12 protein-coding genes are annotated in these 12,990 nt (G+C 66.4%); 2 read left to right on the top strand and 10 right to left on the bottom strand.

All coding sequences use genetic code 11. The features are described 5' to 3' along the window. The coding region (locus AKL29_RS43975) for a hypothetical protein (RefSeq protein ID WP_210168322.1) at positions 1-212 on the bottom strand (212 nt) is incomplete at its 3' end. Positions 213-355: 143 nt separating this feature from the next. Between AKL29_RS43975 and AKL29_RS08010 the strand changes: the two genes are divergently transcribed. Continuing rightward, positions 356-727, top strand: coding sequence for a PaaI family thioesterase (locus AKL29_RS08010; protein WP_050383731.1), 372 nt, complete (start codon positions 356-358; stop codon positions 725-727). Between the two features lie 75 nt (positions 728-802). Here AKL29_RS08010 and AKL29_RS08015 read toward each other — a convergent pair whose 3' ends face one another. From AKL29_RS08015 to AKL29_RS08045, 7 genes are all read right to left on the bottom strand, one after another. Further along, positions 803-1,498, bottom strand: coding sequence for a class I SAM-dependent methyltransferase (locus AKL29_RS08015; protein WP_082190503.1), 696 nt, complete (start codon positions 1,496-1,498; stop codon positions 803-805). 7 nt (positions 1,499-1,505) lie between these two features. Then, complete coding sequence (locus AKL29_RS08020; RefSeq protein WP_063779892.1) at positions 1,506-2,000, bottom strand: hypothetical protein; 495 nt, start codon at positions 1,998-2,000, stop codon at positions 1,506-1,508. A gap of 48 nt (positions 2,001-2,048) precedes the next feature. Next, on the bottom strand, positions 2,049-5,279 hold the full coding sequence (locus AKL29_RS08025) for an adenylate/guanylate cyclase domain-containing protein (protein ID WP_050383733.1): 3,231 nt from the start codon (positions 5,277-5,279) through the stop codon (positions 2,049-2,051). Positions 5,280-5,359: 80 nt separating this feature from the next. Further along, entirely contained in the window at positions 5,360-6,652 is a 1,293-nt protein-coding gene (locus tag AKL29_RS08030; RefSeq protein ID WP_050383734.1) for an NAD(P)/FAD-dependent oxidoreductase, read from the bottom strand. Between the two features lie 14 nt (positions 6,653-6,666). Beyond that, positions 6,667-7,398 (bottom strand): amino acid ABC transporter ATP-binding protein, encoded by a 732-nt coding sequence (locus AKL29_RS08035; protein ID WP_050383735.1) that lies wholly within the window; start codon positions 7,396-7,398, stop codon positions 6,667-6,669. Beyond that, the gene (locus tag AKL29_RS08040; protein ID WP_050383736.1) at positions 7,395-8,048 is read right to left on the bottom strand and encodes an amino acid ABC transporter permease; all 654 of its coding nucleotides are present in this window, start codon (positions 8,046-8,048) and stop codon (positions 7,395-7,397) included. The genes AKL29_RS08035 and AKL29_RS08040 overlap by 4 nt, the downstream gene beginning before the upstream one ends. Before the next feature lie 171 nt (positions 8,049-8,219). Next, a complete protein-coding gene (locus AKL29_RS08045) occupies positions 8,220-8,987 on the bottom strand; it encodes an ABC transporter substrate-binding protein (RefSeq protein ID WP_050383737.1) in 768 nt (255 codons plus the stop codon). A gap of 182 nt (positions 8,988-9,169) precedes the next feature. On the opposite strand from AKL29_RS08045, the gene AKL29_RS08050 reads away from it, so the two are divergent. After that, positions 9,170-9,817: a cupin domain-containing protein gene (locus AKL29_RS08050; protein ID WP_038377710.1), complete on the top strand. Its 648-nt coding sequence runs from the start codon at positions 9,170-9,172 to the stop codon at positions 9,815-9,817. 80 nt (positions 9,818-9,897) lie between these two features. On the opposite strand, the gene AKL29_RS08055 is transcribed toward AKL29_RS08050, so the two are convergent. Together AKL29_RS08055 and AKL29_RS08060 are read right to left on the bottom strand one after the other, a co-directional pair. Next, a complete protein-coding gene (locus AKL29_RS08055) occupies positions 9,898-12,165 on the bottom strand; it encodes a xanthine dehydrogenase family protein molybdopterin-binding subunit (RefSeq protein WP_050383738.1) in 2,268 nt (755 codons plus the stop codon). Between the two features lie 3 nt (positions 12,166-12,168). Further along, positions 12,169-12,990, bottom strand: an 822-nt coding sequence (locus AKL29_RS08060) for an FAD binding domain-containing protein (protein WP_244481829.1), incomplete at its 5' end; no start/stop codon positions are given.

Consider the following 12,990-nt stretch of genomic DNA (forward strand, 5'->3'; position numbering starts at 1 on the left):
GAATTGTGGATCGCGCTGGTCGTTCCAGCATCGCGAAACAACGAGCATCGGTGGTTATGGGTCCCGGCCTTCGCCGGGACGACGGTGAAGGTGTTGCGCGACCTGTGAGTCATACGCCCGCATTCCTGCGCCATGATCTGCCCGAGCTTGCTCTTCCTTCCGCCCTCTTGCTTGCAGAGGGCGCAGGAAAGCCGGGTGCCGATCGCACCCATGGGCCTCGTGCAAAAGGTCGGGCAACTCAGTGATTTGGCGCTCTTCGCGACCCGCGCCCGCGGACATTGCATGACCCGAACGGGCTGATACATTTGGACCGACAACAATTGCGGTGACCGGCTTGAGTGAAGCAAGCGCAGACGTGCCGCCCGGCGCGCAACTTCTTGGACGCGAGTGGCTGGGCTTCGACGGTGAAATCGCCACCGTCCGCTTCGAGGCGAAACCCTTGTTCACCAATCGCCACGGAACGATCCAGGGCGGTTTCCTTGCCGCGATGCTGGATTCAGCCACGGGCCTCGGCGCGCTCGCAGCGCTGCCCGCAACGCGAACCGTCGTGACCAGGACTCTCACCACGCGGTTTCTCAAACCGGCGCGCATCGGCCCGATCACGGCCAAGGCGAAGGTCATCTCGCAGACCGACCGCGACATGATCGTCGAAGCCGATCTGATCGACGCCAACGACGTGACGGTCGCCAGCGCCACGGCCGAGTTGCGGATTCTGGACAAGCGATAGCCGTGCGGCAGGCTTCGATCGCGTCACGCCTCTCGACCTGCTCTCATCTGCCTGGGCTGACGCAGGTCCGATCGATCAGCAATCCCTACATCGCGCCAGCAGGGTGACTTCGTTCATTCCGTAGCCGTCGACGGTCTCGACGGTGCAGCCAAGCTCGCGTTCGCAATAATCGATCCACGGCTCGGGGCTGGTGCAATAGAGCTGCACCGGCGATGCATCGTCGGCCGCCGTGCCTTCCGTTCCGCCAGTGACGAAGTTGACGCTGAAGCCGCGCAGGCTGGCGCGGCGCAGGTCGGCCAGCATCCCGGCGACAAATGCCTCCCAGGATCGGCGGCAGCCGCCGACATCGACATTCATGATGCCGCTCGCGACCGAATAGGTCGCGCGACGCAGGCTGCCTTTGCCGACCTTGAAGCGGCGCCCCGGCGCCGAGAAACGGCGGCGCGCGCGGCTGATCATGGCCAGCGACAGGTCGATCCCGAGATAGTCGATCTCCGCTTGCGGATGGCGCCTTGCGAGATAGGCGCACAGCGCGCCGTATCCGCAGCCGATGTCGTTCAGGCTGAACGGTGCGGAGAAGTCGCAGAGCTTCAGCAACTGGACGAAGCGCAGGTCCTGGGTGGCCTGGCAGGACCAGTCCACCCCGCGCGGGGTGGCGCCGTATTTGGCGACCCGCGCGCTGTAGTAGGATTCGACATCGGCATAGAGGTCGGAGAACCGCGCCCGGTCGCCTCCGGCGCCGAAAGCTGCGGTCTCCGCTGCGATGCTCACGTCTTGCTCATTTCTTGGCTTTGGCCCGCCGCTGCTTCGCCATCGCCGCAAGCTCCTTGCGGGCGACCTGGCTTGGCTTGGTCGGGATCGACAGAACCCGATACGACTGGGTCGAGTAGATCAGCGGCGTGTGGCCATCGGCTGCAAACGTCACCTTCGGATTTTCCTTCATGGCGTGAACGCTAACGAGCACCGGCAGATACGGACTCTGCGTGAGCGCCTGCCGGAACGCCTGGACCACCCGTTTGTATCCGCTCACATTGGGTTGATCGGAAGGATAGTCCTTCAGCGTGCCGAGGAAGGTATACCAGCGCTTCCGCTCGATCCGGTCGGCCGGCTCGATCCCGATCAGGCGGAACGACTGCTCGAGCGGATGATTGGGGGAGAAGATGTCGAACTCCTTTTGCAGCTCCACCATCTCCATGATCCCGCCGGGACCAAACCGCCTGTTCAGCAGATCCAGGACATCGCGCGTCGTATCGTCTTGAATCATCCGTCCCATTGAAATCCCCTCAATACCTTGTTTCCAGAAATGAAAAAATCGTCGCGTCTAGCGGCGTCGCTCAAGATGCAATCGAAGCTGATCGAGTTGTGGTGTGAAGTAGACTGCCCCCGAGACATCGAGCAGATTCTGAGCGCCGCCGACAATCTCGTCAAGCTCCTCATGTGACGTGCTGCCCAAGGCGCAAACGATCAGGCCGCGCAACACGGTCGCGTGCAGCTCGGCGATGCGATCGGTCCTTCGCCGCGCGACCGTCAGCGCCTCGTCGACCGCTTGCAGGGCCGCATGGTGGTCAGCGGCGCGATAGAGCGCTTCGGCCAGATCGGCCAGCATGCGCGCCTCGAATTCGAGGCCGGCTCGCGCAGAGCGCGCAAAGTCGATCGCTTCCTGAAGCTGGGCGGCGGCAATCTTGAAGTCGCCTGCGGCGCCGCTGGCGAGGCCGGCGCCGGCGAGCGCCGCGACCCGCAGATAGGGCGTGCCGGACTGCTCGGCCAGTTCGGCGATCCTCGCCGCATGCGGCTTGGCGAGTTCCGGCCGGCCGCGGCTCCAGCCCATCTCCACCATCGCAAAATGCGGAATGAACTGCACGACGGCGGCGAAGCGCTCCGGCTCGGCCCGCAGCACCTCGGCGATCCGCCGTTCGGCTTCGTCGAACCGGCCCAGCCGCACCAGAATTCTGGTGCCGAGACACCTGATCCAGTGCTCGACGTCGAAGCCGAGAATCTGGTTCGGGTTGAGACCGAGTGTGACGTTGTTGTGAAAACCGCCCTGCTCGGCAATCGCGGCAACCGCCACCTGCCCGGCGTCGAGCGCCTCGGCTAGACGGCCCGACAGGAAGAACGCCTGGCTCAGCATGGCATTGACCGTCGCAAACCGTCCGACGTCCCCGGTGCCGGAGGTGAGCTTCAAGGCGTCCTGCACGAGCTTGACATAGTCGTCGGCAGCCGCGGTCGCGGCCAGAATCCTGCCGTAGGCGCCGAGCAGGATCGGCTCGTGCACCGGGTCCGCCGCGCGTGCGTATTTGATCGCCTCTTCGGCGTAGGGCTTGACCTCTTCGGCGGACATCCCCTCACGCCAGCCGAAGTTGAGGATCTGGCCGCTCGACATCGCCCGCAGCCGGTCGACATATTCGGACGGGGGCTGGTCCTGCAGCAGGGCGCGAACCTTTTTCCAGCTCTTCATTGCCTCGGCGGAGTTGGTCTTGCCGATCCAGCGCGCCGCCCGCTGCAAATGGGTGACCGCCTCCAGCGGCTGGCCCGCGGCCTCGTAGTGATAGGCGAGCAGCCCGGCAAACTCGTCGAGCTTGCCCCAGTCGAAGCCCTCGATCGCCTTGGCGACGGTCGCATGCAGCGTGGTCAGCCGCGACCGCAACTGAGTTGCATAGGCGACCTCCTGGATCAATGGATGGCGAAACGCCAGCAATCCCTTGTCGTAGGGCGGCAGGTCGTACAACAGCTCGGCCTGGCGCAGCTGCGCGATGGCGTTCTGCAAATCGTCGTTCGGCAGCGCCGCGACCGGGCGCAGCACCGACATCGCGACCAGCCGGCCGATCACCGCCGCCGTCTCGAGCACCTGCTTGGCGATATCCTCGAGGTGATCGATGCGGGCGGCCACGACGGCCTGCACCGTCGCAGGCAGCGGCACCGCATCGACGCCATGCTTGAGCCGGTAGTTGCCGCGTTCGCCCTCGACATTGCCGCGCTCCACGACGGTGTTGGCGAGCTCCTCGATGAAGAACGGATTGCCCTGCGCGCGTTCGATGACATTGCTGCTCAGCGAGGCCAGCGAGGGATGCCTGCCGAAATGCTCGCGGAGCAGCTCGTTCGAATCGGACCACGGCAGCGGCGGAATTGCGATCTGACGGTAGTGAGACCGTTGCATGAAAGGTGCCGTGAAGCCCGGCCTGAAATTGACCACCAGCAACGTCGCGGTGCCGACGATGGCATCGACCAGCGTCTCGACGAACTCTTCGCTCGCGGCGTCGATCCAGTGCAGGTCCTCGATCATGACGACCGCCGGCGCGTCCCCGGGGCGCGCGCGCACCAGCGTTCGAACCAGCTCGAGGAGTTGCAGCCGCAGCGCACGCGGATCAAGCTTCGGGGCCGGATACGCCGGATCGGCGAGCCCGAGGAATTCGAGCAGCACCAGCAGTTCCTGCTCCGATGAGGCCATCTCGGCGAAACGGTCGATGACGCGACGCCGGGATGTCTCGATCGGCTCCTTGGCGCGGATGCCGAAGATATCGCGCAACAGCTCGAGCACGGGCTGGAACGGTGTTGCGCGGCCATGCGCCAGCACGCGGGCCTCGTAGACGCGAATGCCCTTGCGGCGGCAATTTTCGGCGAACTCGAAGCAAAGCCGGCTCTTGCCGATGCCGGCGTCGCCGACCATGCCGACGACCCGGCCGTCGCCGCCAACTGCACGCGACAGCTCATGCTCCAACGCCGCCATCTGCTCGGTCCGGTTGACCATCGAGGTCAGGCGGCGGCCGCTGCGGAAAACGTCGCTGGCGGGCGCGCTGAGCAGCCCCGTCAGTCTGAAGACCTCCACCGGCATCGAGATGCCGCGAATGGTCTGCATACCGAGCGGCGTCACCTCGACGAATTGCCTGGCGCCGAGATAGGTGTCGCGCGTGATGAGGATCGCGCCCTCATCCGCCATCTGCTCCATCCGGTTGGCGATATGGACGTTGGCGCCGGCGGCGTCGTAGGTCTGGTAGATGGTGTTTTCCACCGTCTGAACGACGACTTCGCCGGTGTGCAGCCCGACCCGGATCTGCATGCCGGGATCGGCGAGCCTGGCCACCGAATCCTGCATGGCGAGCGCGGCGAGACAGCCGCGGACCGCATGATCTTCATGCGGGCGCGGCGGCGCGCCGAACAGCGCCATGACGCCGTCGCCCTGGATCTTGTTGACGATGCCGTCGTAGCGGTGGACCGCTTCCTTCATCAGGTCGAGCACCGGCTCGAGGCGCCGCATGCCGAGTTCGGGATCGCCGAGGCTGTCGATCAGATTGGTCGAGTTGCGGATATCGGCAAACAGCAGAGTGAGGTTCTTGCGTTCGCCGCCCTTGGTGCTGAGCGAACGCAGCAGGCGCTGCGAGGGCGCGTCGGGACGGACGCTGCCCGCGGCGAGCACGGTCCCGCAGCGGCCGCAGAAGCGGCTGGAGGGCCCGTTCACATGCTGACAGGAGTCACATTTGAGGCCTAATGGCGCACCGCAATCTTCACAATAATCGTTGCCAGCCCGGTTTGCGTGACCGCATCGCTCGCATTGCATGAACAGCCTTCCAGTAAAGACTGCGAATATATCCGACGCACGAGATTAGCCCAGCACATTCTGTAATTGTGTTAAATGCCTCACACACCGAGGCGGTCCAGCACCCGGCCGGTCAGCACGGTCGCGGTGACGCCGACCCGCCAGAAGGCGTGCATCGGGATCGGCTTGATGCCGGTCACGGGCATGTCGATCTCGGCCTTGGGGCCGCCGATCAGCCGGCGCGCCAGCTCTGCGCCCATCGCGGTCGAGAGCGCGACGCCGCGGCCGTTGCAGCCGAGCGAGATCAGCAAATTCTCCGCGGGCTCATGGACATGCGGGTAGTGATCGGCGGTGATGGCGAGACGGCTGTTCCAGCCGTGGGTCCAGCTGACGCCCTTGAGCTGCGGCCACAGCCGCTCGGCGTAGCTGATCAGATAGGCGACGTCGGTCGGCTTGCTGATCCAGCGCATCGGGCCGCGGCCGCCCATCAAGAGCCGATTGTGCTGGTCGATGCGGTAATAGACCGTGATGTGGCCGCTTTCGTAGAGCACCGGCCGGGTCGGCATGATCGCGCGCGCGATCGTTTCGGACAGCGGCGCGGTCGCCGCGATCGACGAGAACACCGGCACGATGCTGCGGCGGAGCGCCGGCCAGAGATCATCGGTAAAGCCGTTGGTCGCGAGCAGCACCTTGTCGGCGAGCACGACCGCGCGCGGCGTCTCGATCCGCCAGCGGCCGCCGTCGCGGCGGAGCGACAGCGCCGGGGTCTCGCCATGGACGGCAACGCCGGCCCCGATCGCAGCGCGCGCAAGACCCCGCGCATAGCTCAGCGGATGCAGGTCGCCGCCGCGCGCATCCAGCATGGCGCAGAGGTAACGGTCGCTGCCGGTCATCTGCCGCATCTCGGCGGCGTCGAGCAGCTTCACCGGCATGCCGCGCCGGATGCACTGCTTTGCGGTGGTCTCGATCGCCGCTGCGCTGGCTTCGTTGTAGGCCGCGCGCAGCGTGCCGTTCTGCCTGGCCTCGCAGGGGATCTGGTAGCGGCGGATCAAATCATGCGTGAAGTTGGTGGTGCCGTAGGAGAATTCGATCATACGACGGCCGAGATCGGCGCCGAAATCCCGTTCGATCTGGTCGGGGTCGTGCTTCAGTCCCGGATTGGTCTGCCCGCCATTGTTGCCGGACGCGCCCCAGCCCGGCTCCTGCGCTTCGAGCACGGTCGCAAGCACGCCCTGCTCGGCGAGGTGCAGCGCTGTCGACAGGCCGGTGAAGCCGCCGCCGATGATCGCGACCGGTACGCTCTTGTCCGACGTCAGCAGAGGCGTCGGCGTCGCCTGCACCGCGGTGTCGGCGTAGAGGCTCGGTGGCAGCGGCAGGCGAATAGGCGCGTTCATTGCAGGCGACCCGATCACAGTGGATGCAGCACGCGGCGCAGGAAATCCTGGGTGCGCGGGTGCTGGGGTTGGTTGAGGACGGATTTGGCGGCGCCCTGCTCGACGATGACGCCGCCGTCGATGAACAGCACGCGATCGGCCACGTCGCGGGCAAAGCCCATTTCATGGGTGACGACGACCATGGTCATGCCGTCGTCGGCGAGCTTGCGCATCACCGACAGCACCTCGCCGACCAACTCCGGATCAAGCGCGGAGGTCGGCTCGTCGAACAGGATCGCCTTCGGCTGCATCGCCAGCGCCCGCGCGATCGCGACGCGCTGCTGCTGGCCGCCGGAGAGTTTTGGCGGATGCACCTCGGCCTTGTCGGCGAGCCCGACCTGCGCGAGCAGCGCACGGCCGCGGGCGATCGCCTGCTCGCGCGGCTGCTTCTTCACATAGAGCGGCCCCTCGATAACGTTCTCGAGCGCGGTGCGGTGCGGAAACAGGTTGAAGCGCTGGAACACCATCGAGACCTGGGTGCGGATCGCCACGATCGAGCGGTCATTGCTGTCGACGCGCGCACCCTCGACGCTGATCTCGCCGCGATCGTAGCTCTCGAGCCCGTTGATGCAGCGCAGGATGGTCGACTTGCCGGAGCCGGACGGACCGACGATGCAGACCACCTCGCTCCTGGCGACGGAGGCGGTGATGCCCTTCAGCACCTCGACCTTGCCAAAACTCTTGTGGACGTCGCGGAGCTCGATCATTTGCGGTTCGCCTTGTTCTCGAAGTGCCGAACCAGCAGGATGAGCGGGATGCTCATGGTGAGGTACATCAGCGCCACCAGCGTGAACACGCTGGTGTTCTTGAAGGTCGAAGAGGCGATCAGCTTGCCCTGCAGCGCGAGCTCGGCGACCGTGATGGTGGACGCCTGCGAGGAATCCTTCAGCATCATGATCATGATGTTGCCGTAGGGCGGCAGGATGATCCTGACCGCCTGCGGCAGCACCACGCGGCGCATGGTGAGCCACCAGCCCATCCCGATGGTCTGTGCCGCCTCGATCTGCCCCTTGTCGATCGCCTCGATGCCGGCGCGGAAATTTTCTGCCTGATAGGCCGAATAGGCGATGCCGAGCCCGATGATCGCGGCCTGCAGCGCCGACAGCGCGATGCCGAAATCGGGCATCACGAAGTAGATGTAGAACAGCAGCACGATGATCGGGATGCCGCGGATCACATTGATCAGCGAGGCGCTGAGGCCGACCAGGACGCCGATCCCGGACACCCGCATCAAGGCCCATATCAGCCCGAGCACCGTCGACAGCAACAGTGAGCCGACGGTGACGACGATGGTCAGCCAGACACCCTGCAGCAGGATCGGCACGAACTCGACGGCGTCATGGAAGAATTTTTGCATCGGCTCAAACGTATCCCGTCCCGACACTATTCGAACATTACCTCCGTCATCCTGACGAGCGGCGTCTTCGCCGCGTCTCGAAGGATGTACGGCCCGGCTGGTGGCCGTCGCCCCTTCGAGGCTCGCTTCGCTCGCACCTCAGGGTGACGGATCACTTCGGGACATAAATACTCACGACGCGCCGGCCTTCTGGCCCCATTTCTCCAGGATCTTGGCGATCGTGCCGTTGGCCTTCAGCTTCGTCAGCGAGGCGTTGATCTTCGCGAGCAGCTCGGTGTCGCTCTTGCGGACGCCGATCGCGACGGTGCCGACCGTGACCGGCTTGTAGCCGTCGACCAGACGGACGTCGGCGAAATTGCCCTGCTGCAGATTGTAGGCGAGGATCGGATGGTCGGCGAAGCCGGCCTTGAGGCGGCCCGCATTCACGTCGCGCAGGATGTCGGGAATGGTATCGTAGACCTTGACCTCGCTGAACAGCCCGGTCTTCTTCAGCGCGTCGACAAAGGCAGTACCGACCTGGGCGCCGACCACGGCGCCCTTCAGATCCTCCTGCGAGGCATAGGCCTTGGTGTCGGCCTTCGGCACCACGAGGCCCTCGCCATAGGTGTAAACCGGCTCGGAGAAGTCGATCACCTCCTTGCGTGCGGCGGTGGCGAACATCGCGGCGGCGATGATATCGATCTTGTTGGATGTCAGCGAGGGGATCAGCGCCGAGAACTGCATCGGCTCGATCTGCACGGTAAAGCCGGCGTCCTTGCCGATCTCGGCGGCGAGATCGACCATGATGCCCTGGATCGAGTTGGTCTTGGTGTCGAGGAAGGTGAAGGGAATGCCGGTCGGGGTCGAGCCGACCTTGAGCACCTGCTGCGCCACTGACGGCGAGGTCAAGGCAAGGGCAAGCGCCGCCACCGCGGCCTGGACGAGACGCTGAAACGACATCGCAACACCTCCCGAAGCTGGCCTTGGCGCCGCATCGCCCGCGCGTTTCGCGCTTTTGGTTGCGGTCGACGCCGTTCCGGCCTATTTTCACCAATATGAAATTGTGGTCACGAAACCGCGGCCAATGCAAGCGGTTTTCATGCACATGAAGGAAGCGGATTGACGTGAGCGGCGGCAAGAGAATGCGTAAAGGCGCGGCAGCGAAGCCCGCAACGGCACGCCGCGCCGCCAGAAAGCCGGCCAGCAAGCCGGCCGAGCCCGCGATGGATCTCGCGGTCGGGCGCCGCATCCGCGACCTGCGCCGCAGCAAGGAGATGTCGCTGGAGGTGGTTGCCGCGCGCACCGACTTGTCGATCGGCTTCATCAGCCAGATCGAGCGCGGCCTGTCGTCGCCCTCGCTGCGCGTGCTGGCGACATTGGCCGACGTGCTCGGCGTCGGCATCGCCGCGCTGTTCGGCGCGACGCCCAAGGATGACGGCGCCGGCGGCGTCGTGACCCGCGAGGTGCAGCGCGCCGAGCTGAAGCTGTGGCGCACCGGAATTTCAAAGCAGCTGCTGAGCCCAGCCGGCAGCGAGAGCCGGCTCAATCTGTTCCTGGTGCATCTCGAGCCCGGCGGCAACACCGGCGACGAGTTCTATACCCATGACGGCGAAGAGGCCGGCCTCGTGCTCCAGGGCGAGATGACGCTGACGGTGGACACGGAGACCTGGACGCTGAAAGAAGGCGACAGCTTCCGCTTCGCCAGCCGGCGTCCGCACCGCTTCTCCAATCCAGCGCGCGATGCCAAGGCCGTGGTGCTCTGGGTGAACTGCGTGACGGCGGCGGGGTGACGGCCCCACTCTCTCCACTCGTCGTCCCGGCGAAAGCCGGGACGACACCTGTTATTACGGAGCCCTCACGTCAGGCCGCATCACTTCAACCCCATCACCACTTCCTCGATCTTGATCGGGAAATTCCGCACGCGGATGCCGGTGGCGTGGAAGACGGCGTTGGCGACGGCGCCGGCGCTGCCGGTGATGCCGATCTCGCCGACGCCCTTGATGCCGAGCGGGTTCACATGGGGATCGTGCTCGTCGACGGTGATGACCTCCATCGGCGGCACGTCGGCATTCACGGGCACATGATACTCGGCGAGGTTCGCATTCAGGATGCGGCCGGACCTCTTGTCCATCACCGCCTCCTCGTGCAGCGCGAACGAGAGGCCCCAGATCATGCCGCCGCGGAGCTGGCTCTGCACCATCAACGGATTGATGATGCGCCCTGCGGCGAACGCGCCGACCAGCCGCGTGGCGCGGATCTGGCCGAGCTCCGGATCGACCTTCACCTCGGCAAAGACAGCGCCATGCGCGTGCATCGCATATTGCGATTGCGCCGCCGGATCGGCCGCACCCGTGCCGGTGGCCTCGACCTCGGCAACACCGGCGCGCGCCAGGATCTCGGCATAGCCTTCGCTGCGCGTGTCGTCGTCGCGGCGATAGAGCCGCCCGGCCCGCGCCACCACGCCGGCATTGCCGGCGCCGAACAGCGGCGAGCGCTGGTCGGAGGTCGCAAGCTCGGCGAGCTTTGCGATCACCGCCGCACCGGCATTGTGGATCGCGGCACCGACCGTCGCAGTGTGCGCGGAGCCGCCGGCGATGCCGGCATCCGGCAGGTCCGACGTGCCGGACAGGAACGAGATCTGCTCGAGATCGAGCGCGAGCGCGTCGGCCGAGATTTGCGTGAGCGCGGTCCAGGCGCCCTGCCCCATGTCGTGCGCGCCGCTTTCCATCACGCCGCGTCCGTCGGCGCGGATCACGGCGCGCGCATTGCCCTGGAACATCAGCGCCGGGAATGTCGCGGTGCCCATGCCCCATCCGACCAGAAAGCCGCTCTCGTCGCGCATCTGCCTTGGCTGTAGCGGACGCCCCGCCCAGCCGAAACGTTCGGCCGCCTTGGCGTAGCACTGCCGCAGCGCCTTGGAGGAAAACGGCTTGCCGGTGGTCGGCTCGACCTCGGCGTAGTTCTTCAGCCGGAATTCCAGGGGATCGATGCCGCAGGCGAACGCCGCCTCGTCGATCGCGCTTTCCAGCGCGATCGATCCGGTTGCCTCGCCCGGAGCGCGCATGAACAGCGGCGTGCCGGTGTCGACGCGCACCGCCTCATGCGCGGTGCGGATTGCCGGACTCGCATAGAGCGTGTGCGAGGCGTCCGCCGCCGGCTCGTAGAAATCGTCGAAGCTCGACGTCGTGACGCGCGCCTCGTGATCGAGCGCGGTCAGCAGGCCGTCGTCACCGGTGCCGATCCGGATGCGCTGGCGGGTCTGCGGACGATGGCCGACCGGGCCGTACATCTGGCTCCGCCGCAGCACCAGCTTGACCGGACGCCCGACCAGCTTCGCCGCCATGACGCCGAGCACCTGCGGCCCGGAGACCAGGCCCTTGGAGCCGAAGCCGCCGCCGAGGAACGGGCTGTTGATGTGGATGTTGCCGGGCGGAATGCCGAACAGGCCGCCGATCCGCATCTGCGCCATCGCCATGCCCTGGCTCGGCGTGTCGAGGAACAGGCGGTCGCCGTCCCACACCGCGACGATCGCGTGCGGCTCCATCGCGTTGTGATACTGCGCGGGGGTCTCGTAAGTTGCGTCGATCCGCTTCGATGCAGCGGCAAGGCCCGCATCGATATCGCCATGGTGGACCTCGGCGGGATTGCCGATGCCGACCACCGGCGGCGCATAGGCCTCCCCGGCGTCGAGGCCGACACGCGCGATCTCGACCTGATAGCGCGGCGACAGCAGCGCGGCGCCTTCGGTGGCGGCTTCCAGCGTCTCGGCAATCACGACCGCGATCGCCTGGTTGGCGTAACGCACCTCGTCGCTCTGCAGCAGCTCCATGCGGAAGGCGAACGGATTGCCCTTGGCGTCCGGGTCCTCCGCGAGCTCCGGCTTGTGCGCCGGCGTCATCACGTCGATGACGCCGGGGTGGCGCTTGGCGGCAGCGACGTCGAGCGCGGTGACGCGGCCGCGCGCGATGCAGTTGGTCGCGATCACGGCATAGACCATGCCGGGCGGATGATTGTCGGCGGCATAGCGGGCCTTGCCCGTCACCTTCAGCGTGCCGTCGGTGCGGGTCATCGGCTGGCCGATATTCGAGCCGTGCCTGAGATGGGCGGGGTCGCGGGTCAGATTGAGTTCAGCCGTCATGCGTTACGCTCCTGCAACGGATGAGAAGGGAGAGCCCGGCAGCGCGGGAATGCGATCCGGCGTGCCTGCGGCAGCAAGGGTGAGCGCGCGCACGACGATGCGTTGCGCGAGCTCGATCTTGAAGGCGTTGTCGCCGGACGGCCTTGCATCGGCGAGCGCGGCACGCGCCGCCTCGCGGTAGGTCGCCGCGTCCGGCGCGGCGCCCGCAAGCACCTGCTCGGCCTCGCGCGCCCGCCACGGCTTTGCGGCGACGCCGCCGAGCGCGAGACGCCCCTCGCGGATTTTGCCATCCTCGATGCGCAAGGCCGCAGCGGCCGAGACCACGGCGAACGCATAGGACGTGCGCTCGCGTACCTTGATGTAGCGGGCATGCCCGGAGAAGCCTTGCGCTTCGGCCGGCAGCCGCAGCGCGACGATCAGGTCGCCGCGCTCCAGCGCGGTCTCGCGCTCCGGCGTCTCGCCCGGCAGACGGTGCAGCGCCTCCAGCGGCAGCTCGCGCCGGCCGGTCTTGCCCTCGATCTCGACGACGGCGTCGAACGCGACCAGCGGCACGCAGAAATCCGACGGATGGGTGGCAATGCAGCCCTCGCTCCAGCCAAGCACCGCGTGCAGGCGGTTCTCGCCCTTGAGCGCGTCGCAGCCGGCGCCCGGCCAGCGCCGGTTGCAGGCGCTGCCGGCGTCGTAGAAATACGCACAGCGCGTTCGCTGCATCAGATTGCCGCCGACGGTCGCGGCATTGCGCAGCTGGGCGGATGCGCCCGACAGCAACGCCTCGGCGACCGCCGGATAGTTGCGCGCGAACTCCGCGTCATGCGCGAGATCGGC

The sequence above is a fragment of the Bradyrhizobium pachyrhizi genome, assembly GCF_001189245.1.
Taxonomy (GTDB): domain Bacteria; phylum Pseudomonadota; class Alphaproteobacteria; order Rhizobiales; family Xanthobacteraceae; genus Bradyrhizobium; species Bradyrhizobium pachyrhizi.